This window comes from Bacteroides sp., from assembly GCF_030151085.1.
Classification (GTDB): Bacteria; Bacteroidota; Bacteroidia; order Bacteroidales; family Bacteroidaceae; genus Bacteroides.
The window spans coordinates 1-25533 of record NZ_JASLER010000061.1; the positions used below are offsets into that span (position 1 = coordinate 1).

Consider the following 25533-nt stretch of genomic DNA (forward strand, 5'->3'; position numbering starts at 1 on the left):
TAAAACAGAGGTAACCTCAGTCGTTATCTTTGGTACTCTCTGTCGTTATGAGAGGCTGCCTCTGTCGTTATGTGAGGCTACCTCAGTCGTTATGTGAGGCTACCTCAACGAAAATCCCTGATATACAATACGTTGTAAATGGCAATTCTCGATTTCGGCAAAAAATATTTCATGACAAATGGAGACTGTTACTATCTGTTGTTTAGCTCATTTCTTTTCTGTTTTCAACTTTCCCTTTATAGGAACGGAGGTGGTCTTATATTGAGCTCAGATTACAATTACACGAATTACGCAAATATTCTTTATTGTTTATAAACAAAGAAGTATATTTGCGTCATTCGTGTAATTTGTGTTTTAAAACAAAGTAAGTCATGCAGAGAGCAAAACAAGTCCAGCAAGAACTGGAACAATACATTGATCCCGTGAAGCGGGAATACCTTCCTTACTTCTTCAAAACCGGAAAAGGACAATATGGCGAAGGTGATAAATTCCTCGGTATTGTAGTCCCCAATATCCGCATGGTAGCCAAATTGCATAAAGACGAGCCTTTCGAGGTTATGGTAGATTTATTGCAAAGTGAATGGCACGAATGCCGTCTCTGTGCTTTACTCATGTTGGTAGAACGCTTTAAAAAGAGTGATGAAGAGGGACGGAAAGCAATTTATGACTTCTATCTCACCCAGACTACACGTATCAATAATTGGGATTTAGTGGATCTTTCCGCTCCTGGTATAGTGGGTGAATTCCTGAAAAACAAATCTCGTGATGACCTGTATCGGCTGGCGGATAGTAGTCTGCTTTGGGATCAGCGCATTGCAGTAGTTTCTACTTATACACTTATCAAAAACAACGATTTCATCGATATATTGGCGCTTTCAGAGCGTCTGCTACATCATAAGCATGACTTGATGCAGAAAGCGGTAGGTTGGATGCTTCGCGAGATGGGCAAACGGAACAAAGACTTACTGGTACAGTTCTTGGAAAAGAATGCAAAAACAATGCCTCGTACGATGCTTCGTTACTCTATAGAGAAATTTACTGATGAAGAACGGAAAGAGTTTATGAAGAAGTGATTATCTTTGCTGCATATATAGCGAATTATTGATGGAACAAGAAGATTTTGACATACGCAATCAATTGAAGAATGTCATTCGAGTATCACCTTCAGATGACTTTGTGGAGGATATTCGGTTAATTCTCAAGAAAGCACATGAGGTGACTCGTCAATCGATCAATCACATCATGGTGGAAGCTTATTGGTTTATTGGTGAACGAATCGTCATACAAGAACAAAAAGGGGAAGACCGTGCTGCTTATGGTGAGTATATATTGCAAGAATTATCTCGTTCTCTCACGAAAACCTTAGGAAAAGGCTTCTCCTATTCAAACCTCCGAAATATGAGACAATTTTATCAGACTTATCCGGAGCAAGAGATCTGCTACACACTGTGTAGCAAATTGACTTGGAGCCATAATCGTCTGATAATGCGGGTGCCTGATGAAAAAAACCGTTTGTTTTATTTAAAAGAATGCAGGGAGAATCAATGGAGTGTACGGCAGTTAGAGCGGAATATAGAGTCGTTTTATTATCAGAGGTTACTATCTTCTCAATCTGCTTCAGTAATTAAAGGAAGCGAGGATTCAGATATAGAATCTTTTATCAAAGATCCTTATGTCATGGAGTATTTGGGATTACCCTCAGAGCCCAAGCATAGCGAAAAAGAATTGGAGACTGCCTTAATTAATAATTTGCAGAGTTTCTTGCTTGAGTTAGGGAAAGGCTTTTCATTTGTTGGACGGCAATACAGGATTAGTACAGAGACGACTCATTTCTATATCGACCTTGTATTTTACAACTATATCTTGAAGTGTTTTGTCTTGATTGACTTGAAAACCACTAAACTTTCTCATCAGGATGTCGGGCAAATGGATATGTACCGCAGAATGTTTGATGATTTGAAACGTACTGAAGGTGATAATCCTACTGTGGGCATCCTTTTATGTGCAGAGCGGGACGAAACCGTTGTGAAATATTCTGTGATAAATGATTCTCCTCAGCTTTTTGCGTCTAAATATTTGCCGTATCTGCCTTCTGAAGAAGAGTTGAAAAGGGAGTTGGAAAGTAAGTATCAGCAGATAGAAAATGTTGGAGATTAATTAAGTAAGGACAATGGAACAAGAAGATTTTGACATACGCAATCAGCAACTCACCAACAAAGAACGTGATTTTGAAAACGCACTTCGCCCTTTAAGCTTTGAAGATTTTAGCGGGCAGGATAAGGTGGTGGACAACTTGCGTATTTTTGTGAAAGCTGCCCGCCTGAGAGGTGAGGCACTGGATCATGTATTACTTCATGGTCCTCCCGGATTAGGAAAAACAACACTTTCTAATATTATTGCTAATGAGTTGAGTGTGGGTTTCAAGATCACTTCGGGACCTGTACTTGATAAACCGGGAGACTTGGCGGGAGTGCTCACCAGTCTTGAACCGAACGATGTACTGTTTATAGATGAGATACATCGTCTTTCTCCGATAGTGGAAGAGTATCTGTACTCGGCTATGGAGGATTACCGTATCGACATCATGATAGACAAAGGACCCTCTGCACGAAGCATACAAATAGATTTAAGCCCTTTCACACTGGTGGGTGCTACTACCCGAAGTGGCTTGCTGACGGCTCCGTTGCGGGCACGTTTCGGTATCAATATGCATCTGGAGTATTATGACGATGAAGTATTGAGTGGTATTATCCGTCGTTCGGCAAGTATACTCGATGTGCCTTGTTCGACGAGGGCGGCAGCTGAGATTGCTTCACGTAGTCGTGGTACGCCTCGTATTGCTAATGCTTTGCTGCGTCGAGTGCGTGACTTCGCCCAAGTAAAAGGTTCGGGAAGCATTGATACAGAGATCGCTAATTATGCACTCGAAGCCTTGAATATAGATAAATATGGTCTGGACGAGATAGACAATAAGATACTCTGTACTATCATTGATAAGTTTAAAGGCGGTCCGGTAGGTTTAACTACCATTGCTACTGCTTTGGGCGAAGATGCCGGTACTATTGAAGAAGTATATGAACCGTTCCTAATAAAAGAAGGTTTCATGAAGCGTACTCCCCGAGGTCGCGAAGTGACAGAGTTAGCTTACAAACATTTGGGACGAAGTCTGTACAATAGTCAGAAGACACTGTTTGACAATGAATGAGAAAGATAGCTATAACAGATAAGTTTACGGTTTTTAGATAATTAATATATACTATTATGAAAAGCTTTAGATTTTGGAGAGTCTTGAGTATACTCTTGGGTTTGGTTATCTGTTCATCCTGCGGGGATGATGATGAATTTCCCACATTTAAGTTCGATGGAGACGGAACGTGTTATTATCCGTCCGTAAGCGCTATTTCCAAAGAGAGTTTTGGGGAGACTGTGGTAGGCTACGGCTGGAAGCATGTAAGTACTTATGAAATAGAAGAGAATGGCGAGTGCCTGAAAAAGGAATACTATACTGATCTGGAAGGAGCCGGTCCTCATTATTACTATTTTGAGAGTGCAACCACCCTTAAAACTTATATGCATATGGATGCTTATCCTGCCAATGGTTTCAGGACTTCTGCATTTGAGTATATGGATGCGAATCGTGTGGTTGGTAATAATCAACATACAATATTGCAAATAGTATCTGTTGATAAAGATTTACTGAAAGTTGTGGAATATTTGGCTGTACGTGCAGGTGGAACAAAAGTGTACGGATATGTCACTTACAAAAGAATGACGGAGCAGGAACTGAAGGAGTGCCAAAAATCTTATCCGGTGGATTTGTCGAATTTGCGTGCTTTAGATATTTCTGTAAAAGAGGAGGAAGTATTTATCAAGGGTAAGGAGTTTGAATTTGATGTCTTGCAAAGTAACGGGCCGTATACTGTCGAAGCATCAAAGGAAGAGACGTGTGACATTACATCTGAAGGAAACCACGTAAAAGTGAAGTTGTTGAAAAATGGCGCTTGGATAACGGTATCCGATGGTTTGAGGAATAGAATGTTCCGGCTCTTTTCTACAGATAAGGAACTGGAGCCGACGGGGACAGACATCTACGACTTTACTTATACAGAACTGACGCTTAATAAAAACAGAGAGCTTGTTACCCCCGATGGATACGTGCTGAATTACAAGTTTGCGCAAATGGGAACGAAAGCTCGTGAGGAATATTATGGTAGTATATTGAGTAAATATAACCCTTCCGGACTGGTATTGGTAGATGCCGACAAGCAGGCACGCTTCCTTGTTTTGAATAGGGGGGAAATTTATTTAAAAGAATTGCTTCCGGAGACGGTGCTTGATGCGTTGGCGGAAACAGGCGAGGGGCATGCGATAGAATATAAGTTGGAATTGGTGAATGCCTCCGGAATGGTGTTTCAGATACTTCCGTTTAAAGTTGTTTATAAAGCAGGATGATGAATCACCGAAGGGTATAAAAAGAGAATAACGTGGCTGGATTAAAAACTTTGGCAAAAGAAACTGCCATCTATGGAGCAAGTAGTATTATAGGACGTTTCCTTAATTATCTGCTGGTTCCTGTATATACCATGGCCTTATCTGCTGAATCGGGCGGGTATGGAGTGGTGACGAATATTTATGCATGGGTGGCACTGGTGATGGTGTTGCTCACTTGTGGTATGGAAACCGGATTCTTCCGTTTTGCCAATAAGAGTGAAGAAGATCCGATGCGGGTATATTCTACTACATTACTCAGTATCAGTATCGGCGCTCTTAGCTTCCTTGCATTGGGTTTGATTTTTCTTGACCCGATTGCCGGTTGGCTGGAATATGGAGAACATCCTTGGTACGTAGGAATGATGATGATGGTGGTAGCGATGGATGCTATCCAAAGTATCCCTTTTGCCTATTTGCGCTATAAAAAGCGTCCGATTAAATTCGCCGCATTGAAATTGCTGTTTATCTTCCTGAATATAGCACTGAATCTGATTTATTATGTTTGGCTAAAAGGGAATGATGTAGGTTATGCTTTCCTATTTAACCTGATATGCACATCGGTAATAATGCTTTGCATGATACCTGAATTCCGTGGCTTTGCATACGTTCTGGACAAGAAGCTGCTGAAACGGATGCTCAGTTATAGCCTTCCTTTATTGGTACTTGGCGTAGCAGGCATCTTGAATCAGGTAGCGGACAAGATTATTTTCCCGTTTGTTTATCCTGATGAGGCGGAAGCTACCGTACAGCTTGGCATTTATGGAGCGGCAAGTAAGATTGCCATGGTGATGGCGATGTTTACACAAGCATTCCGTTTTGCATATGAACCTTTTGTGTTTGGAAAGAGCCGGGAGAAGGATAATAAAGAAATGTATGCGCAGGCAATGAAGTTCTTCATAATCTTTACCTTGTTGGCATATCTTGCCGTGATGTTTTATATGGATATTTTGCGCTATATCATCGGACGTGACTATTGGCCCGGTCTTCGGGTTGTGCCGATTGTGATGGCTGCGGAAATCTTTATGGGTATTTACTTCAACCTCTCTTTTTGGTACAAACTGATAGACGAAACACGTTGGGGAGCTTATTTCTCATTGATAGGCTGCACGATACTTGTATTGATGAATGTGTTGCTGATTCCGAAATACAGCTATATGGCATGTGCCTGGGCAGGTTTTTGTGGCTATGGAGTAGCTATGTTGTTGTCCTATTTTGTTGGTCAGAAGAAATATCCGATCAAGTATGATTTAAAGGCAATTGGCAGCTATGTATTATTGGCGGCAGTGCTTTGTGTGGCTGCCGAATATATTCCGATTGAGAATATATATTTACGTATGTCATTCCGTACTGTATTATTGCTGATGTTTATTGCCTATATTGTGAAGCATGATATGCCACTTAAACAAATACCAATCATCAATCGTTTTATCAAAAAATAGATTACATCATGGAGACACCTAGCCCGAAGGAAAGAAACACGTTTGCAATTAAGAACTTTATAAAAGAGTATCTTGATTTACGCAAAGATAAGGATAACGAATTCGAGACAGTTGATTCTATTCGTAAAGGAGTTGAGTTCAAGGGAGCTAATTTGTGGATTTTGATATTTGCCATATTTATGGCATCGTTGGGTTTGAATGTGAACTCAACTGCTGTAATTATCGGTGCCATGCTTATTTCTCCTTTGATGGGGCCTATTATGGGTGTGGGGCTTTCTGTAGGTTTGAATGACTTCGAGTTGATGAAGCGTTCGTTGAAAAGCTTCCTGATAACGACTTTGTTCAGTGTAACGACTGCTACTATATTCTTCCTGGTTAGTCCGGTTGCCGAGGGTCAGTCGGAACTTTTGGCACGTACATCACCCACAATCTATGATGTACTTATTGCTTTGATGGGTGGTCTGGCAGGTGTAGTGGCACTTTCTACCAAAGAGAAAGGTAATGTAATCCCGGGTGTTGCCATTGCTACAGCCTTGATGCCTCCTCTTTGTACGGCTGGTTACGGACTGGCTACGGGCAATCTGATTTATTTCCTCGGCGCTTTCTATCTGTATTTTATCAACTCGGTATTTATCAGTCTTGCTACTTTCCTGGGCGTGCGTGTGATGCATTTCCAGCAAAAGGAGTTTGTAGATAAGAACCGTGAAAAGAAAGTACGAAAATATATTATACTGATTGCTTTCCTTACCATGTGTCCCGCTGTATATCTGACAGTCGGCATTATTCAAGATACTTTCTTTGAAAGTGCTGCTAATCGCTTTATCACTGAACAACTTTCTTTTGAGAATACGCAAGTCCTGGATAAAAACATCCGGCATGAAGGTAAAGGACATGAGATTCGTGTAGTTTTGATAGGGCAGGAAGTACCGGAAGCTTCCATTGCATTGGCCCGTAGCAAAATGAAGGATTACAAACTGAATGACACCAAGTTGATTGTGCTTCAGGGAATGAACAACGAAGCTGTGGATATCTCTTCTATCCGGGCTATGGTAATGGAAGATTTCTATAAGAACAGTGAACAACGTTTAGTGGAACAAACTCAGAAGATTACAGACTTGGAGAAGAGTTTGAAACGATATAAATCATTCGATGAATTGAGCAAAACGATTGTACCGGAACTAAAAGTACTTTATCCTTCGGTGAAGTCCATATCCATTTCTCATGCTATTGAAACGACTGTGGATACAATACGTATGGATACCGTTACTCTTGCCGTATTAAAATTCGGCAAGCATCCCGATGTACACGAGAAAGATAAAATTGCAGAATGGCTTAAAGCACGTACAGGGGCTAAAAAGTTGAGGCTGATTACCGAATAATAAATAACAGACAGGAATGAAACTGAGAATTTTGATTATGGCTGCTTGTTGTCTCTTGGCATTGACCGGACAAGCGGATGAAGGGATGTGGATGCTGGGAAATCTGAATAAACAGACCCAAGAGGCGATGAAGGAGCTTGGCTTGCAGATGCCTGCCAGTAAGCTATATAGCCCCAAACGTCCATCATTAAAAGATGCCATTGTCAGTTTCGGAGGTTTTTGTTCAGGGGTAGTTGTTTCTGAAGATGGATTGGTGTTTACTAATCATCATTGTGGTTTTAGTAGTGTGCAACAACACTCTTCGGTGGAACACGATTATCTGAAAGATGGATTCGTTGCCCATAACCACCAGGAAGAATTGCCCAATCCTGAACTTTATGTTCGCTTTCTGTTGCGTACGGAGAATGTGACTAAGCGTGTACTTGGTGCGGTAGAGCCGGGGATGAGTGAGTCTGAGCGTACAAGTGCGGTAGATTCCACAATGTTGGCTATTGGTGAGGAAGTATCTCATAAAGATTCTACCTTGATAGGTATTGTGGATGCATATTATGCAGGCAATGAGTTTTGGCTTTCTGTTTATCGTGATTACAATGATGTCCGTTTGGTATTTGCACCGCCTTCATCAGTTGGTAAGTTTGGCTGGGACACAGACAATTGGGTTTGGCCTCGCCACACGGGTGATTTTTGTGTCTTCCGTATCTATGCCGACAAGCACAATCGTCCTGCCGATTACTCTCCTGATAATGTACCTTACCACCCCGAATATGTAGCTCCCATTTCACTTGCCGGTTATAAAGAAGGTTCATTTTGTATGACGATGGGGTATCCGGGTCGCACGGAGCGATACCTGTCCTCTTTTGGTATTGAAGAAATGATGAATAATACCAATCAAGCGCAGATTGATGTACGTGGTGTGAAGCAGGCTATTTGGAAACGTGAGATGGATGCCCGGGATAGTATTCGCATCAAATATGCCTCTAAATATGATGAAAGCTCTAATTACTGGAAAAACAGCATCGGCACCAATCTGGCAATCCGTAAGCTTCATATTTTAGAGAAGAAGCGAGACATGGAGCAAGAACTCCGTCGTTGGATTCAGCAGACACCTGAAGAGCGTGAGAAACTATTGCATCTGTTCTCCGATTTGGAGTTGAATTACAAGAGTCGCCGTGAAGCCAATCGTGCACAAGCCTATTTTGTGGAATCTTTCCTGAATGGACCGGAATTGATACAACTGGCCTTGACCATCCTTAATTTCGACTTTGAAGGCGAAGAAAAGACGGTGGTTGCGAATCTGAAAGGGATTGTAGAAAAATATGCTAACCTGGATTTAGAAATTGATAAAGAGGTATTCACTTCATTGCTGAAAGAATATCGTTCGAAAGTGGATTCAATCTATTTACCGGAGATCTACCAGACTATTGCAACAAAGTATAATGGCAATGACCGTACCTTTGTGGATAGTCTTTATGCGCATTCAGAGTTGATTACCCCGCGTGGACTGAAGCGTTTCTTAGAACAAGATACAACCTACCAGATCTATGATGATCCTGCCATGTCTCTGGGTATAGATATGCTTACGAAACTCTTTGAGACGAATATGCAGATGCAGCAGGCATCCAGCGAAATTGTTCGCAATGAACGCTTGCTGAATGCTGCCATACGTAGGATGTATGCTTCCCGCAACTTTTATCCCGATGCTAACTCTACCATGCGCTTGAGCTTTGGTACGGTATGCGGATATACACCGTTTGATGGAGCGGAATATGATTATTACACAACGCAAAAAGGTATTTTAGAGAAAGTCAAAGCCCATGTAGGTGATGTTGATTTTGAAGTACAACCGGAGATACTCTCTCTTCTCTCTTCCGGAGATTTTGGCAAATATGCCGATGAAAAGGGGGAAATGAAGGTTTGCTTTATTTCTAACAATGATATCACCGGCGGCAATTCGGGTAGCCCTATGTTCAATGCTAAAGGAGAACTTTTAGGACTGGCTTTCGATGGAAACTGGGAAGCCATGAGCAGTGATATTCTTTATGAACCAAAGATGCAGCGTACCATCGGAGTGGACGTACGCTACATCTTGTTCATGATTGAGAAGTATGGTAAAGCGGGGAACTTGATTCAGGAATTGAAGGTAAACAATTAGTCGATATTTTCCTATATCTCCTTGGGGAAGTATCTATTTACTTCCCGATAAGATTCCTGTATCAACATCCTTGTTATTGATTCTCCTGCCTTGATTGTTTTGTTTCTTTCCAAAGTCCAGGTTAAAGGAAACATTTACCATAAACATCGGACTTAGATTTTTGGAATATGCCAGTTGGCGATAGGGAGCCAGCTTTGAGAGGTTCTCTCTTTCATGCTCGTACTTCTTGGTGAAGGGGTTTAGCACTCCGGCGGATATACTCCATTTCTCCGTGTTATAGCCTGCCATGATGGTGTGTAGTTTCTCTTCTTTGGTCAGCGTCTCTCCCCATAGGGTATGATTGCTTGTATTCATTTCTGCCATTAGTACCCAGTTCTTGTACATTGCCATCAGATTGCCGCGCAGACCCACGTTGGTATGGGTGTGGGTATATGTGTTGCCATAACCGATAAAACGGTTCAAGAAAGGCGTAATTTTGATGGAGATATACTCTTTGTATGGTCGGATTTGTATAGCTGTCTCCAGATTAATCCGGTGGAAACCTTTATGATTCTCGGTAGTGCGGATAAAATGCCCGTCTTCATAGTAAGTATTCTCCATAATCGGTTTGTCATCATAACTATATCTTCCGAACAGATCAAGAGATATGTATTTGCTTTGCCAGCTGGCCGAGAGTGTGTTGGCATAGAATGTAACAGATTTCAAAGCAGGATTTCCTTTGCGGATTTGATACTTATCCATTGCCTGCGAAATGTCATTCAAATCGGATAAAGAAGGAGCATAGCCCGATACATATCCATTGTATCTGAAGAACCATTTTCCATGAATGGAATAGGATAGGCTTAAAGTAGGCTTGAATATATACTCCTCCGATGAGTGATTGTCTTGGCTGTTGTAAGTTCTCATGCCGCCGATACCTACAGTGTAGTTCAAGCCTTTTATTTGGGACTCGTACTCGGCAAAAAGATAGGTTTCTGCCGTATTCATCGTGATTTTATTGTCTATATTGCCCGAATATCTGTTTTGCAGATATGCCTGTGTATGCTTGATTCCACCTGTAAACTTGCCTTTATTGAATTGCTTCTCATAAATACCTTCGCCGATGACGGAGTATTTCCTCCCCTTTGTTTGCGAGTAGATATTTGTATCTTCGTTGCTCAGGTTCTTTTGCAAAAAGGTACGTTCGTTCTTGCTGTTAAGGTAAGAGGCCACTATATCTGCATAGATTGTTTGCTTGTTTTTCAGATTCGTCTGATAATAGATATCTAGAGAAGGAATCTGCATTTTAGAGGAAGTCAGGTCGGATATGGAGTAGGAGGTCTCACCCTCGTGCAAAGTACTGATTCTGTCCGACATGGAGTTGGGTGTATCGGTGTATTTGTTTCTGAGAGCGATGTTGAGGAAGTGCTTGTCGTTATCTTGGTAACTGTAATTCAGGTTGAAATTGACATCATCGTACTTTATCTTGGTAGGTTCACCAATCTCTTTGTTTTCCTGATAGGTTTCCGGAAAACGGAAGCTTTCATAGTTCTCGCGTGTCCATTTCAAGTCTCTTCGTCCCCAATATACGGTGGTGATGATAGCAGATTTGTTGAAGTTGTATTTGGCAGAGAGGTTATGTTCCCCATATCCTGTATCGGATACTCCGTTGGATAAATCAGCCGAGATATTCCCTCCGGATTCTTTTCTTTTCACGATGTAATTAAGTACTGCACCGGCATTTCCGTAGCGTGCTCCCGGATTGTCTATATATTCAATACGGATAATATCTGCCGGGCGGATGGCAGTTACTTCAGCTTGCGTAACTTCTACGCTGTTAATCCGGAGTTGCACATGATCTCCTCCCGGAAGTTTTATACTATTGTCTATCGGATTGATTATGATGCGTGCCAATTGCAAGTTTCTCAATAAGGTGAGCCCGTTGGAAGCTGCTTTGGTCTGTACCTCGGTAGGAAGAATAATCTGTCGGTCAGTCTTCTTGATTATAGGGCTGGCAGTGATGGTGATGCCTTCCAAAAGAATATTATTCGGGGATAAGCTCACTTCACCTAATTGCAAGTTTTCTTTGAGGTTGCGGATGGAAAGGTACGAATCAACATACCCGATGCATGAGATGTATAAAATGTAATCTCCGTCTTTTACCTCTTTTAGTAGAAAGTTCCCACCATTGTCCGTGGCGGCTCCAGTGATGAATGTAGAATCCTGTGCCATCAGTCTGACATTGGCATATTCTACGCTTTGGTTACTGCTTTCATCAATGACCTTACCTGTGATTTTGTTTGCTGCTGTTAAGGAGATGCACATAGATAATGCTCCTAGAATGATACTTAACTTTTTCATTTCTCTTATTTTTAGTGATTATTTTCGTTCCTTGAATAGGTCAAAGGTAAGGTGATAAAACCGGTAAAACGGTTTATATGTACCACTTAATAAAGTGCAATGCGTTTTGCAATTATTTGATAATTAGATGATTTGTAGGACCAGTTTATGAAAAAGTTTATATCGCTCCGTTGCAAGTTTATATATAAAGAGAAGTGCAAAAAAGTGCCTTGCTTTAGTTCCCGTTAACTAGTAAATATCTACTTTTGTAGAAATCTAAATTAGGTTTGCCCAAAGATGAAGAAAGACTATAAGAAAGTATTGATATACGGATTGGCTAGTTTGGCATGTCTGTTGATACTGGCAGCATGTAGGGACGATATATCGGTGCAGCACATGAAGATTGAGAAGGCAGAACAAATGATGCAGCAGAATCCGGAAGAAGCTATTGCCCTGCTTCAGTCCGTGAAAAACACCGAAATGTTTCCCGATTCACTGCGGGCACGGTTTGCGCTAGCCTTGGGACAAGCACACTTTACAGCCCATTGGGTGATGAACGAAGACTCTTTGTTGCCGTATGCCCTGCAATATTATGCGCGACCGGAAGTGGGCGACACCCAGCGGATACTACGTGCTTGTAAGTTATCGGCACATTATTTCTATGATAACGAGAGGTATAAAGAAGCTACCGAGATGATGGCTGAGGGAAGCCGCATTGCGGCTTTGAGTAATGATACAGCCGCTCGAATAGATTTATTGCGCTCTGTAGCTAATATAGGAGAAGGTAATGATGATTTCAAAGGTCTGATACAGTTGCAAAAACAGTTGATGGAAATAGATCCTGATACTACCCGGCGCTATTCCGATTACAACAGCCTTGCCGTGACGTACTTCTGTGAAAATTTGACGGACTCCGCATTACTTGCCCTTCATAACGCTTCTGAATGCTTGTACACATCTGCGGATTCCGTGCAAGCCCTGCATCATGTGATACGCAACTATGCTGATATACTGAGTGATGCCGGAGAGAATCGGGAAGCCATCAGTCTTCAAAAGCGTATTTTGCAGCAATATAGGGAAACAGGGCATCCATTTGAGTGTTTGTCTTATCAATCACTTTCGCGTTACTTTCTGAACTTGGGACAAATGGACTCTGCCCGCTATTATATGCAAAGGGCGGATAGTACACGTGTGCCTTATATAGATCAGGATTTGTCACTGAGCAACTATTACATGATACAAAATACGTTGATGGATTACGTTGAAAGCGGCTCTTTTAAGATTCGGGATATTGCGTTCTTCTCCAACCGGTTGTTTAACAACTTTATCCGTGACCAGCGAAAGATAGCGCAAAAAGGCAAAGAACAATTGTTACTTCAGCAGCAAAACATGAACCTGCAATTAGAGAAACAGAAAGAACGGACCTTTTTCGTGGGAGTCATTTCTCTTTGTATAATGTTACTATTCGCTGTTATTTGGTATTTACAAAGAAGAAAGCACTTGCTCATAGAGAAAGAAGAAGAGTTGGAAGCTTTGCGTCGTTTGCTGCACGAGGCGGCAGAGGATAACAGCGGTGGAAACGACAAGTTTGTCAAGAAGATGTTGCTCCAACAGTTAGGACTGATACGAATAGTAGCTACCAATCCCAGTTCCGACCATCAGGAACTGCTGGTACAAATGGGACGGATAGCTAATAAAGATATTGTAGCAGATGATTTACTCGTTTGGAACGACCTGTACAAGACTATTGATATGGTATACGATGGTTTCTATTCCCGTATCAGCCACAAGTATGGCAATCTCTTGAATGAAAAAGAATTGCAACTATGTTGTCTGTTAAAGTCTGACTTCTCCACTAAAGAGATCAGTGTTGTCATCCAGCAGAGCATACGCACAGTTTACCAGCGTAAGACGGCAATCCGGCAAAAACTCGGTATGGAAGAAAAGGAAGATATTGCCGGATTCCTAACCCCCCAGACCCCCTAAAAAGGGAGGGGAATACTTGGGATTACGAGATTCCTCTTATCCGATCGTCGAAAGCTGAAAGTGCAGCTTTGGCACCTTCGCCCATTGCAATGACTATCTGCTTGTAGGGAACGTTTGAAACATCTCCTGCGGCATATACTCCCGGAAGAGTAGTACGGCAAAAAGCATCAATCTTAATCTCGCCTATCTGAGTCATCTCCAGCATGTCACGGAAGGGGATACTATTGGCTGCCAGACCGATTTGTACAAAGATGCCATCCAAAGGATAGTCGCGTTCCTCACCCGTAAGGCGGTCTTTGACGCGGATAGCTGTTACCTTCTCTCCATTGCCCACTACTTTCGTAGTCTGTGAAGAAGTAAAGATCTCCACGTTTGGCAGACTGCGTGCTTTCTCCTGCAACACCTGGTCGGCTTTCAATGTATCGGCAAACTCAAAGACAGTTACTTTCTTGCAGATGCCTGCCAAGTCGATAGCTGCCTCAATGCCGGAGTTCCCTCCACCGACAACGGCTACGTCCTTACCTTGGTAGAACGGTCCGTCACAATGCGGGCAGAAAGCTACTCCGCGACCTATGTATTCAGCTTCGCCTTCTACATTCAGTTTGCGCCAGCTGGCACCTGTGGCGATGATGATTGCGGGGGCGATAAACGTTTCACCACCGCTGACGAATACTTTTTTATCTTTACCTTGCAGTTCTACTTTCTCTATCTTCCGATCTTCAAAAATCTCTACCGGATAATGTGTTATGTGGCTTCTGAGTGCATTGGTAAGCTCTGCGCCGGTAGTATGCGGAACAGAAATTAGATTCTCAATGCCTACAGTCTCCTTTACTTGTCCACCGATACGTTCGGCAATGATGGCTACTCGCAATCCCTTGCGGGCGGAGTAAATCGCTGCGGAAGCTCCGGCAGGACCGCCACCTAGAACTAGTGTGTCGAATTCCTTTTGAATGGGTGCTGTGCCTTCCTGCGGCATGCTTCCGAAGGCTTCTTCCAACTTCTGCAAAAGCTCTCCTAAGCTACCACGGCCTACGTGGAGTAGTTTGCCATTGGCATAAACGGAGGGTACGGCTTGTATCTTCAGCGCATCTGCTTCCGTCTGGAAGATGGCGCCGTCTATGGTTTCGTGGGTGATCTGCGGGTTCAGCAATGCCACGATGTTCAAGGCCTGTACAATGTCCGGACAGTTGGTGCAGGTCAGCGATACGTATGTCTGCAAATGTATAGGTCCTTGCAGTGCTTTAATGCGGCGGTCGATTGCCTCGTCAGGGAGATTTTTGCCCTTTCCATCGGCGTTTAATACGGCAAGCAGCAAGGAAGTGAACTCGTGTCCGCCCGGAATGGCACGGAAGATTATTCCGGTTTCCTTTCCTTCTTTTTCGAGTGTGAACTCAAGTTTGGGTTCGTCGGTTTCGGTCAACTTGCAGGATAGTTTATCCGAACAACCGGCTACGTCATTCAGGAAGTCTATAAGTTCTCTAGCCTGTTCGTGATTAGGATGGTAGGTGATGTGAAAGGTATAGTGGGATTCCAATTGCTGGAATATGCCCCGCACTTGGTCTAATATGCTTGTTTCTAACATGATGATCAGTTGTTTTGTTTGAAAAATATGCTTCTTTATCTTGTTGTAGATAAGGATGTTATCGTTACACATGGGTAGGACACGCTCGTATCCTCAGCTGGATACGCCCGTTTCTTCAGCTAGATACGCTCGTATCCTCACGTGGGGACGCCCGTATCCCCTTGTGGGGACAACCGTTTCCCCTAGTGGGTACGGCCGTATCTCCTAATGGTTACGGAGACTGTATCCGATGCCTATGAAAAAAGACTATCTCATTTCAGCTTCTCCCCCTTAATGGGAGAGAAGGATTGGGATAGTCTTTCAAGTATTTACCGTAAAGTACGGTTAGATTTTACCTACGAGGTCGATGCTCGGCTTCAAGGTTTCGCCTCCCTTCTTCCACTTGGCGGGGCAAACTTCGTTAGGATGGCTTGCCACGAACAGGGCAGCTTCTACCTTACGCAGCAACTCGTCGGCATTGCGGCCGATGTTGTTGTCCTGTATTTCGGCAATCTTGATTTTACCTTCAGGATTTACGAGGAAAGTGCCACGGTAAGCCATGCCTTCATCTTCGATCATAACACCGAATGCGCGGCTCAATACGCCAGTGGGGTCTGCCAGCATAGGGTACTTAATCTTACGGATGCTTTCGGATGCATCGTGCCATGCCTTGTGTACGAAGTGCGAATCTGTACTTACAGAATATACTTCTACACCCATAGCCTGGAATTGGTCGTATTTCTCAGCGATGTCCACCAATTCGGTAGGGCATACAAAGGTAAAGTCTGCCGGATAGAAGAAGAAAATGGCCCATTTGCCTTTTACGTCTTCGCTTGATACTGTTTTGAAACTTCCGTTTTGGAAAGCCTGAACTTTGAATTCAGGGAGTTGAGAATTGATAATCGGTTCCATAATCTTACTTATTAATAGGTTTAGTTTTTTGTTTTACCGATGCAAAAATATAGCATTTTTCTCCGGTAGAACAAAAAATCCGATTGAAAAGTTTTATGGGCCGATAGACAAAATCTATATAAGCACTTGCGTCGCCTTCAAGGATAACATCTCTTTGGGCACAGAACTCTGTATTTCTTTTGTAAGTGCATCCAGCAAAGTGTAGCGTACAAAGTTAGGATTAGTCAGCATTATAATCTGCCGTGTAGGGCAGGGAATGGCAAAGGAATGTACGAGCTTCTTTTGTATTTCATTCAGTTGCAGTACTGCCAATTCGGGGATAAAGGTTATGCCTTTACCGCTTTCCACCATGCGCATAAAGGTTTCCATGCTTCCTAGATGATAGGCCAGTTGGCTGGCACGAGCGCCTTTCAATTGGCAGAAACGTACCAACTGGTCGCGGAAGCAATGCCCTTCATCGAGTAGCCACAATTGCTCACTGGCCAGATCGGAAGTGCGGATAACCTCATTATTATAAAGAGGATTTTCGCTTGCCACGTATGCAAAGAATTGTTCGTAGAACAGGGCCGTTTGCTGGAATCCCTCCATTCCATCGAGGCTTGCTACAATACCTGCATCTATTTCCCCGTCTTGCAGGGCTTTCTTGATATCGTTTGTTTTCATCTCGATCACTCTGATATCCAATTGCGAGTATTTCTTCATCAGTTGCGGGAAGAAGCGGGGCAGCAGATAAGGAGCAATGGTAGGAAGTATGCCTAATCTGAAGGTTCCACTCAGTGAATGTTTTTCTTCTTCTATAATGTTTTTTATAAGATTGGCCTGAACTAATACTGTTTGGGCCTGTTTTAAGACCTGAATGCCGATGGGCGTGGGGCACACGGGTTGCTGGCTGCGGTCGAATATCTTGGTATCCAATTCTTCTTCCAGCTTCTGGATCATGGCACTCAGTGTAGGCTGGGTTACTCTGCAATATTCGGCTGCTTTGGCAAAATGACGGAACTGATCTACGGCAAGGATGTATTCTAATTGTTGTAAAGTCATTGTAAACAGGGCTTTTGACGGTGATACATAGAAATGGTCTATGCAAAGATAGAAATTATCTGTTTGACAAGTGTTACTATAGCCCTTATCTTTGCAATATCAAAACGAAAAACAGAATTTATTAATCAATTAAAACCATAGAATTATGAAGACTTTAGATTACTTGCATTTGAATGAGAACAAAGTAAATAACGTAGTATCTGCCTTACATCAACTGCTGGCCGACTTCCAAGTACACTATACCAACTTGCGTGGTTTCCACTGGAATATCAAAGGTCATGGTTTCTTCGTGCTGCACAGCAAATTCGAAGATCTCTATAACGATGCTGCCGAGAAGGTGGACGAACTGGCCGAACGCATCCTCATGCTGGGTGGCACACCCGAGAATAACTTCAGTCATTACCTCAAGGTAGCCCATGTGAAGGAAGTTTCAGGCGTAACCTGTGGTAGCGATGCCGTAGACCACATACTCGAAACCTACAACCACCTGATTGCCGAAGAACGCAAAGTGATAGAAGTTGCCGACGAAGCTGGTGATGTAGTAACTGCCGACCTGCTGACCGGTTATCTTAAGGAACAGGAAAAGATGATTTGGATGCTCGTTGCCTTCAGTACTTGCAGCTGCGAGAAGAAGTAACGATTGCTAAAGCCATAGCGTAGTAGTATTTTCAGGGTGATAAAGTGGAGAGGACTCCGTTTTATCACCCTGATTGTATTATTTCCGGAGGATGATGACCGTTACCGCTGCAATAATAAGTCCGATACCCACTCCGATACTTGCAGTAAATACTTCGCCGAAGATGAGGATACCCACGCAGACTGCTGTGACAGGCTCCATCGCTCCTAATACTGAGGTCAGTGTAGAACCTATGTTTTTGATAGCACGTACTAGTGCTAGGTTAGATATGACAGTGGGTACCAGTGCCAGCATCACGAGATTACCAAGCGTCACACGATTGGGAATAGGCTGCACGGCTATATCAGCTATCAGCATGCCGGTATAGAGAATGATGGCACTGAAAAGGAAGACGTAGAATGTCATCTTGAGCCCTTTCATTTCAAGGCTTTTCAGTTGGCTTACGGTGACCAAGTAGAGCCCATAGCCCAAAGCGGAGAGCAGGACGATAAAGATGCCGGTTGCCGTAATGCCGCCTGAGCTGTCACTTTGTGAGAGGAAGTAGACACCTGTGATGGCAAGTGCGATGGCACCCATGCGCCAGAAAGATTTCTTCTCACCGAAGAAGAGCATCATGATGAGTGTAGTGAATACCGGATACATGAAGTGCAGCGTAGTGGCTACGCCGCTTGCCATAAACTGATAACCCCAAAACAGGAATATGGCGGAGCAGTTGTAGAGTAATGCCAGTAGCATGAGGGGCAGTATCTCTTTGGAACGGATACGGAAGGATTGTTTATCAAGCATCAATATCCCTGCTAGTGCCAGCATGGCAAAAAGGAAACGGTAGAGTAAAATAGACCAAAATACCATTCCTTGGTGTATGGCAGGAACAGTAAATAAAGGAATAAGTCCGAAACTTGCGGAAGACAATAAACCGTATAGAAAACCGTTGATTTTGTTCATTGAATCAATAAAAGGTGATAGGGTGATAAAGTGATAGGATAATAGGGGTGATAAAAAGGATAGGGTGATAAGGTGAAGTAGTATTCCACTATCACTTTATCACCCTATTACCTTATTACTATTTATTTATTTCTTCTTCGGGGTTCTTCTTGCCCAGCCTTCTTCGCTGAAATCGGGTTCCGAGCCGCGAGGTTCATTTTTGCTGTCACCTCCTTGGAAGAATTGTTGCCAGTCGTCCTTTTTACCACGAGCACCGGTGTAGCCACGTTCTTCACGGCTGGGTTTGTCTTTCTTCTTACTGTCTCTATCAGGCTTACCGTTGCGTTTGCTGCCTGCATCACTTCGTTTGCCGTAAGAATCGCCGCTACGTTTTTCATCTTTGTAGCCACCACGTTTCTTGCCTTCAAAGTTGCCTTTGCCATAACCTCCACCATCGCTCTTGCGGTTGCTTCTGGGGGCACTTCCTTCTTCTCCGGCTACTTCAACAGAGACTTTGCGACCGTTCCAGTTGGCGCGGTTCAAGGACTGTACTACATTATTGGCTTCCTTCTCTTCTACTTCGAAGAAAGAGAACTTTTGCATCAAGTCGATGCGTCCCAGTTCTACACGTCCACGAGTAGTCTTGTTCAGCAAGCCGATGAGTTCGCTTGGGAAGAAATTATCCATCTTGCCCAGATTGATGAAGAGACGCTTGTAGCCGGGAGTTGCTTCGCGGGGTGTTCCTCCACGACGGTCGTCGCCTCGGCTGTTGCGTTCGCTGCGTTCTCCACGTTCGCTGCCGGTGGCTACTTCTATATCCTGCCGGTCGCGGTAGTATTCCAGGAAGCGGTTGAATTCGTGTGATACCATACGCTTTATCAAGTCTTCCTTGCTCAACCAGTCCAGTTTGCGGTAGATGTCGGGCATGAAGTCACCGATTTCTTCTTCGTTCACCTTTACTTTTTCGAGCTCGTCAATCACCTTCAGTAATTGCTTCTCGCAGATTTGTTTTCCGGTAGGCATGCCGCCTGCTTCGAACTTCTTGCCGATGATGCGCTCTATTTCACGCAACTTGCCTTTTTCGCGCAGGTTGATGATGGCGATGGAAGTTCCGGTTTTTCCGGCACGTCCGGTACGTCCGCTGCGGTGAGTGTAGCTTTCGGTATCGTCGGGCAGACCGTAGTTGATGACGTGCGTCAGGTCATCTACGTCCAGACCACGAGCGGCAACATCGGTAGCAACCAGTAGTTGCAAGTTGCGGATGCGGAATTTCTGCATCACGGCATCGCGTTGAGCCTGGCTCAGTTCGCCGTGCAGAGAGTCGGCATTGTATCCTTCCTGCATCAGTTTGTCGGCAATCTCTTGTGTTTCCTTACGGGTACGGCAGAAGATGATACCGTATATCTGTGGGTAGTAATCGGCAATGCGCTTCAAGGCGGCGTATTTATCTTTGGCATGAACGGTATAAACCACATGCTTCACGTTGTTGGTGCTTTCGTTCTTGCGTCCGATGGTTATTTCTTTGGCATCGTGCAGGTATTTCTTCGAGATGCGTGCGATATCCGGACTCATGGTAGCTGAGAAAAGCAGCGTATTACGCTCCTGCGGTACATCGGCCAGGATAGCGTTGATACTGTCAGTAAAGCCCATGTTGAGCATTTCGTCGGCCTCGTCCATTACTACATTCTGAATGGTAGTGAGAGAGACTGTCTTGCGCTCCATCAGGTCGAGCAATCGCCCCGGTGTGGCAACGATGATGTGCACGCCACGTTTCAAGGCGCGTATTTGGCTGTCGATGGACGAACCACCATATACGGGTAATACCCGCAAGCCATCTATGTATTTGGAGTAATCGTTCAAGTCGCCCGCTATCTGGAGGCAAAGCTCGCGTGTGGGGCAAAGAATAAGTGATTGGGGGATTCGGTTGTTAACGTTAATCTTCTGTATAAGCGGTAAACCGAACGCTGCGGTCTTTCCTGTCCCTGTCTGTGCCAGTGCTACTACATCATTATTTTCTCCTAAAAGGTAAGGAATCACTTCCTCTTGTACCGGCATGGGACTTGCATAACCCATTTCTTCAATGGCTCGGCGTATCTCCGGCGACAAGCCCAGCTCTTCAAATGTCTTCATTAAAATCTTGTATATCTTTATATTTCGGGTGCAAAGATAAGAGTTTTTTAGTGATTAGTGGTTAGTTATTAGTGATTTATTTATGTGATTGGCAAACAAATCACAAAACACTAACCGCTAATCACTCAGCAAGATACTTCTCAGTCTCTTCATTTCTTCTTTGCTTAATCCGATTCCCTTTCGCAAATAAGTATCTACATCGCCATATTTCCGTTCGGCTTCGTCTTTGGCGGCATTCAAAAAGTCTTCACGAGCCGAGAATACAGTGGTAATGGCTTCTTGCGAGCGTGCCGGAAGTTTATAAGCGTACTCTGAGGCACTTGGAATATTGAAATAATCATTGCTGAGACGGTAATCCTCCATAATGTTGTCTTCGTTCACACCGAGGGCGGCGAGTATAAGGGCGGATACGACTCCGGTACGCCCTTTGCCGGAAGAGCAATGGATGACAATCGGATAACTGTTTTTATCCAGTAAGATATCGAAGATTCTACGGTATTCTTTAGTATACTTATCGATGAGATCACGGTTCATTTGTTCAACCATCCGGTAGACGGTATCACTCTTAATTTTCTGTTCTTGAATACCTTTCAGGATGTTTTCCATATCGCCGGTGGCAATGGGGATATGTACGATATTGAACTCTTTTTGCAAAGTATTCTGCCTTTTCATTTCGGAGGCTTCACGTAAGTCGATAATGGTTTTGATACCTATATTCTTTAATTCTTTGCGTGAACAGCAGTCTACACTGTCTATTTCGGCCGAACGATACAGCATACCCCAGTGAATTATCTTCTTGGAAGGGTAGGACGTATAGCCGCCTAAGTCGCGGAAATTCTGGATACCGGGGATATTGATGTTACGGGTAGCGATCTTTACGCGGTATTTATCGGCAAATACAAGGCTGTAGTAATACCTCTGCGTCGGGTCTGAAGTAATGATAGTCATCTTCAGGTCTGAGACGTTTGCCATAGCGATGGGGTTATCCTCCGGAATGAAATCCGGATTCGTTGAGGCATATACCTTTACACTCCCTTGGGTGAGGGGAGCCATTTCCCATTTGACAATGCAATTTCCTACATTATTTTCTTCGCATACAACGGTTATGTGTGGAGCAGTGCCGCTGCAAGAGGGTAGTAGTATTGCCAAAGTCAGCCAATTCAACAGGTTCTTGTACATAATATGAAATCTCTCTAAAGTCGTTAATCACAAATATATGTAATTTCCTTACAGAGGATACCGGCAACGCAAAGGTTTTATATTTCTTTTTCTAACATTAATTTTTCTGCAAACTCTTTTGACACTGAGTTATTGAAACTTTTGCAAACTTCTGCCGAGAATTCAATACCGCAACGTACAATCTTGTCCCAAGTTACTTCGTCCATCGCATTCAAATCATCGTAGCGAACATTGTATTTCAACAAGCCATAGATGATGCCTGCATTGAAATTATCGCCTGCACCAATAGTGCTGACTGCCTCTAACGGTGGAATATTGTATTCTTTGTTGATAGCTTTGGTGCGGAGCGATATATGATCGGCGGCAAAGGTACAAAGAAAATTAGGACAATAGAATTTGATTTTATTCTTGTAGATCTGGTCGGCATCACGCAAGTTATACATATAAAAGAAATCTTCTTGTGATCCGCGTACAATGTCGGCATATTCCAGATTCTCAATGATAGTGGGTGCCAGCTTGATGGCCTCTTCCTTGTGCGACGAGCGGAAGTTGGGATCGTAATAAACAATAGCCTTCTTTTCACGGGCTTGCTCGAGCAATTCTACTATCTTATCGCGCAGAACAGGGTTCAGGGCGTAATACGAGCCAATCATAACAATATCATCTTCTTCCAGCTTTGGGTAGACAACATCCAGACGTTGTTTGGGGTAATCCCTGTAGAAGATGTATTCCGCATCGCTCTTGTCGTTTAGGAAAGCGAGTGATATGGGAGATTTCCCGTCAGGAAATACGTTGATGTGATCGGTAGGTATATTATTGTCACGCATGAATTTCAGGATGATATTACCTACGTGGTCATTGCCCGTTTCGCTGATGAAGCTAACGGGTATGCCTGTACGTCCCAATGAGACAATACCGTTGAATACCGATCCTCCCGGAACAGCCACAGTGGGCTCTTCTCCGCGGAAAATAATATCTAATATGGTTTCTCCAATGCCGATTACTTTACGCATAGTGATCTTGATTTTTCTCCCAAGTAACCGCCATGATGACGCTTAGAGTAGTCTTCGATTGTAAATTCGGTTTGTTTCATGGTTTGTACTACCAGTATATCGCCAATGACGGTCATAGCGGTAGTCGAAGTGGTAGGAGTCATTCCCAACGTGCAAACTTCTTTAGGACTGCCGGTGCTGAGGCATACATTAGACTCATTGGCTAATGGACTATCCGGGTTACCTGTGATTACGATGAACTTCAGGTTCGGATTCAAGTTATGAGCCAGACGGGTCAGCTCCACGATTTCACGAGTTTTGCCTGAATTGGAAATCAACAATAGCAAATCGTTTTCTTGTAGGATGCCGAGGTCGCCATGTTGTGCTTCGCTAGGGTGTAGGAATACAGAAGGAATACCTGTAGAACAGAAAGTTGTAGCAATATTCATCGCTATTTGTCCTGCTTTTCCCATACCGGAAGTCACTAATTTGCCTTTCTTGTGATGTATTTGCTCTACAATAATGTCTACTGCTTTTTCGTAGGCGTCTGTCACAGGAATGTTCAAAACGGCTTGTGCTTCTTTCTGCAAAAGCTCTTGAATGGATTCAATCATTATGCTTGAATTTGGTTAGTAGTTAGGTTATAGCCCACAAATATCTGCAATTTTCCATAAACGGCAATAGGTTTTATTGTATTTTTATTTCAGTTTGCACTATCTTTGCACCTCCAAATTGTTTGAAAGGTCATAATGAAGAAGTTAAAAGAAGAAATGCAGTTAGCATACAATCAATATACATTGCCGAACGGATTACGTATTATTCATGAACCGTCACTTTCTAAAGTGGCTTATTGTGGCTTTGCCGTAGATGCCGGTACGCGCGATGAACTGGAAAATGAGCAGGGTATGGCGCACTTTGTGGAACATCTTATCTTTAAAGGAACACAGAAACGCAAAGCCTGGCATATATTGAATCGCATGGAGAATGTGGGTGGTGACTTGAATGCTTATACTAATAAAGAAGAGACGGTAATCTATTCTGCCTTTCTTACCGAGCATTTCGGACGGGCTTTCGAATTGCTGACGGATATTGTATTTCATTCTACTTTCCCGCAGCGGGAGATTGAAAAAGAAACAGAAGTTATCATAGACGAGATACAATCTTACGAAGACAATCCTTCCGAACTGATATTTGATGATTTCGAAGACTTGATATTTCGTGGACATCCATTGGGGCGTAATATTCTTGGTAACCCCGAGCAATTGAAGACTTTCCGTAGTGAAGATGCGGCTGCGTTCACTTCCCGTTTCTATCGTCCCGGGAATATGGTTTTCTTTGTACTGGGTGATTTGGATTTTAAGCAAGTGATACGTTGGGCTGAAAAATTGTTAGCGGATATTCCGGCAGTTACAACAGATAATCGCCGTACTCCACCACCACTTTATATTCCTGAGCAGCTTGTGGTACCTAAAGATACTCATCAGGTGCATGTCATGATAGGTGCCCGTGGCTATAATGCTTACGAAGATAAACGGACAGGGCTCTATCTGCTGAATAATATCCTGGGTGGTCCCGGTATGAACAGCCGGTTGAATGTTTCCCTTCGTGAGCGTCGCGGTTTGGTTTATAATGTTGAATCCAACCTCACCTCTTATACTGATACAGGAGTTTTCTGTATCTACTTCGGTTGTGATCCTGATGATGCTGATCTTTGTACCCGGCTCGTGTATAAGGAACTAAAGCGTATGCGTGACGTTAAGATGACTTCTTCACAACTCGCTGCCGCAAAGAAACAATTGATAGGGCAGATCGGCGTAGCATCGGACAATAACGAGAACAATGCGCTAGGCATGGGTAAAACTTTTCTTCATTATCATAAATACGAAACTTCCGAAGCAGTGTTCCAACGTATAGAACAACTAACCCCGGAAGTTCTGTTAGAAGTGGCAAACGAAATGTTTGCTGAGGAGTATCTCTCTACACTTATTTATCGGTAGAGCCATTCTACTCGATTATTTAAATACCTGCGTCATCGGACGTCCTATCCACACTTGTGGCTGTTCTAACTCGAAAATGTGGGCTATAGTGGAAGCTACATCAAACTGCATCATACTTTCATGAAATTTCATCCCTTGTTTTACGTTTTTGCCGCAGATGATGAAAGGTGTTTGCATCTCTTGCATGGTTTTTCCACCATGGCCTTTCTGTATACCTCCGTGGTCAGCGGTGATAATAAAGATGGTTTCTTTTAGCATGCCTGCATCCTTTACAGCTTGCACAATACGGCCGACGTAAGTATCCAGTTCTTTCAATTTGGCATAATATTCGGGTGTATCATGTCCTGCCTGATGTCCTACATGGTCGGGGTTGTCAAAGCATACGGCAAGTAAT

At 43.4% G+C, this 25533-nt stretch carries 20 protein-coding genes; 10 read left to right on the forward strand and 10 right to left on the reverse strand.

The window, feature by feature from the left end; genetic code table 11:
- Positions 1-371 precede the first annotated feature (371 nt).
- From Q1W14_RS12700 to Q1W14_RS12730, 7 genes are read left to right on the forward strand one after another with little or no spacing between them, the layout of a single operon-like run.
- Positions 372-1073 (forward strand): DNA alkylation repair protein, encoded by a 702-nt coding sequence (locus Q1W14_RS12700; protein WP_300701928.1) that lies wholly within the window; start codon positions 372-374, stop codon positions 1071-1073.
- Positions 1074-1104: 31 nt separating this feature from the next.
- Entirely contained in the window at positions 1105-2157 is a 1053-nt protein-coding gene (locus Q1W14_RS12705) for a PDDEXK nuclease domain-containing protein (RefSeq protein ID WP_300701930.1), read from the forward strand.
- A gap of 13 nt (positions 2158-2170) precedes the next feature.
- Positions 2171-3205, forward strand: coding sequence for a Holliday junction branch migration DNA helicase RuvB (gene ruvB, locus Q1W14_RS12710; protein ID WP_300701931.1), 1035 nt, complete (start codon positions 2171-2173; stop codon positions 3203-3205).
- Between the two features lie 56 nt (positions 3206-3261).
- Positions 3262-4452 carry a hypothetical protein gene (locus Q1W14_RS12715; RefSeq protein WP_300701932.1) on the forward strand — a complete coding sequence of 397 codons (1191 nt, stop codon included), beginning with the start codon at positions 3262-3264 and terminating at the stop codon, positions 4450-4452.
- 32 nt (positions 4453-4484) lie between these two features.
- Positions 4485-5930 carry a lipopolysaccharide biosynthesis protein gene (locus tag Q1W14_RS12720; protein WP_300701934.1) on the forward strand — a complete coding sequence of 482 codons (1446 nt, stop codon included), beginning with the start codon at positions 4485-4487 and terminating at the stop codon, positions 5928-5930.
- 8 nt (positions 5931-5938) lie between these two features.
- Positions 5939-7309 (forward strand): TIGR00341 family protein, encoded by a 1371-nt coding sequence (locus Q1W14_RS12725; protein ID WP_300701935.1) that lies wholly within the window; start codon positions 5939-5941, stop codon positions 7307-7309.
- Between the two features lie 16 nt (positions 7310-7325).
- Positions 7326-9461: a S46 family peptidase gene (locus Q1W14_RS12730; RefSeq protein WP_300701936.1), complete on the forward strand. Its 2136-nt coding sequence runs from the start codon at positions 7326-7328 to the stop codon at positions 9459-9461.
- A gap of 33 nt (positions 9462-9494) precedes the next feature.
- Here the strand turns inward: Q1W14_RS12730 and Q1W14_RS12735 are convergent, their stop codons facing one another.
- Positions 9495-11801 carry a TonB-dependent receptor gene (locus tag Q1W14_RS12735; RefSeq protein WP_300701938.1) on the reverse strand — a complete coding sequence of 769 codons (2307 nt, stop codon included), beginning with the start codon at positions 11799-11801 and terminating at the stop codon, positions 9495-9497.
- Positions 11802-12077: 276 nt separating this feature from the next.
- Here Q1W14_RS12735 and Q1W14_RS12740 point away from each other — a divergent pair, with 276 nt between their 5' ends.
- A complete protein-coding gene (locus Q1W14_RS12740; protein WP_300701940.1) occupies positions 12078-13766 on the forward strand; it encodes a tetratricopeptide repeat protein in 1689 nt (562 codons plus the stop codon).
- Positions 13767-13788: 22 nt separating this feature from the next.
- Here the strand turns inward: Q1W14_RS12740 and ahpF are convergent, their stop codons facing one another.
- The 3 genes from ahpF to Q1W14_RS12755 form a co-directional block, all read right to left on the reverse strand.
- Entirely contained in the window at positions 13789-15348 is a 1560-nt protein-coding gene (gene ahpF / locus Q1W14_RS12745) for an alkyl hydroperoxide reductase subunit F (protein ID WP_300701942.1), read from the reverse strand.
- Positions 15349-15672: 324 nt separating this feature from the next.
- The gene (gene ahpC / locus Q1W14_RS12750; RefSeq protein ID WP_300701944.1) at positions 15673-16239 is read right to left on the reverse strand and encodes an alkyl hydroperoxide reductase subunit C; all 567 of its coding nucleotides are present in this window, start codon (positions 16237-16239) and stop codon (positions 15673-15675) included.
- A 114-nt stretch (positions 16240-16353) separates the two neighbouring features.
- Positions 16354-17280 carry a hydrogen peroxide-inducible genes activator gene (locus Q1W14_RS12755; RefSeq protein ID WP_300701945.1) on the reverse strand — a complete coding sequence of 309 codons (927 nt, stop codon included), beginning with the start codon at positions 17278-17280 and terminating at the stop codon, positions 16354-16356.
- A 145-nt stretch (positions 17281-17425) separates the two neighbouring features.
- Here Q1W14_RS12755 and Q1W14_RS12760 point away from each other — a divergent pair, with 145 nt between their 5' ends.
- Entirely contained in the window at positions 17426-17917 is a 492-nt protein-coding gene (locus Q1W14_RS12760) for a DNA starvation/stationary phase protection protein (protein ID WP_300701947.1), read from the forward strand.
- Positions 17918-17995: 78 nt separating this feature from the next.
- Here Q1W14_RS12760 and Q1W14_RS12765 read toward each other — a convergent pair whose 3' ends face one another.
- The 5 genes from Q1W14_RS12765 to Q1W14_RS12785 all read right to left on the reverse strand — a co-directional run bounded on the left by Q1W14_RS12765 (position 17996) and on the right by Q1W14_RS12785 (position 23756).
- Positions 17996-18862, reverse strand: a complete 867-nt coding sequence (locus tag Q1W14_RS12765) for a DMT family transporter (protein WP_300701949.1) — start codon at positions 18860-18862, stop codon at positions 17996-17998.
- A 126-nt stretch (positions 18863-18988) separates the two neighbouring features.
- Positions 18989-20971, reverse strand: coding sequence for a DEAD/DEAH box helicase (locus Q1W14_RS12770; RefSeq protein WP_300701950.1), 1983 nt, complete (start codon positions 20969-20971; stop codon positions 18989-18991).
- 117 nt (positions 20972-21088) lie between these two features.
- The gene (locus Q1W14_RS12775; RefSeq protein ID WP_300701952.1) at positions 21089-22150 is read right to left on the reverse strand and encodes a tyrosine-protein phosphatase; all 1062 of its coding nucleotides are present in this window, start codon (positions 22148-22150) and stop codon (positions 21089-21091) included.
- Positions 22151-22227: 77 nt separating this feature from the next.
- The gene (locus Q1W14_RS12780) at positions 22228-23163 is read right to left on the reverse strand and encodes a carbohydrate kinase (protein ID WP_300701953.1); all 936 of its coding nucleotides are present in this window, start codon (positions 23161-23163) and stop codon (positions 22228-22230) included.
- Positions 23151-23756 (reverse strand): SIS domain-containing protein, encoded by a 606-nt coding sequence (locus Q1W14_RS12785; RefSeq protein WP_300701955.1) that lies wholly within the window; start codon positions 23754-23756, stop codon positions 23151-23153. Before Q1W14_RS12785 ends, Q1W14_RS12780 begins: the two co-directional genes overlap by 13 nt.
- Before the next feature lie 135 nt (positions 23757-23891).
- Between Q1W14_RS12785 and Q1W14_RS12790 the strand changes: the two genes are divergently transcribed.
- Complete coding sequence (locus Q1W14_RS12790) at positions 23892-25139, forward strand: pitrilysin family protein (RefSeq protein WP_300701957.1); 1248 nt, start codon at positions 23892-23894, stop codon at positions 25137-25139.
- A 15-nt stretch (positions 25140-25154) separates the two neighbouring features.
- Here the strand turns inward: Q1W14_RS12790 and Q1W14_RS12795 are convergent.
- Positions 25155-25533 (reverse strand): alkaline phosphatase (locus Q1W14_RS12795; RefSeq protein ID WP_300701959.1); only part of this gene is annotated, 379 nt, incomplete at its 5' end.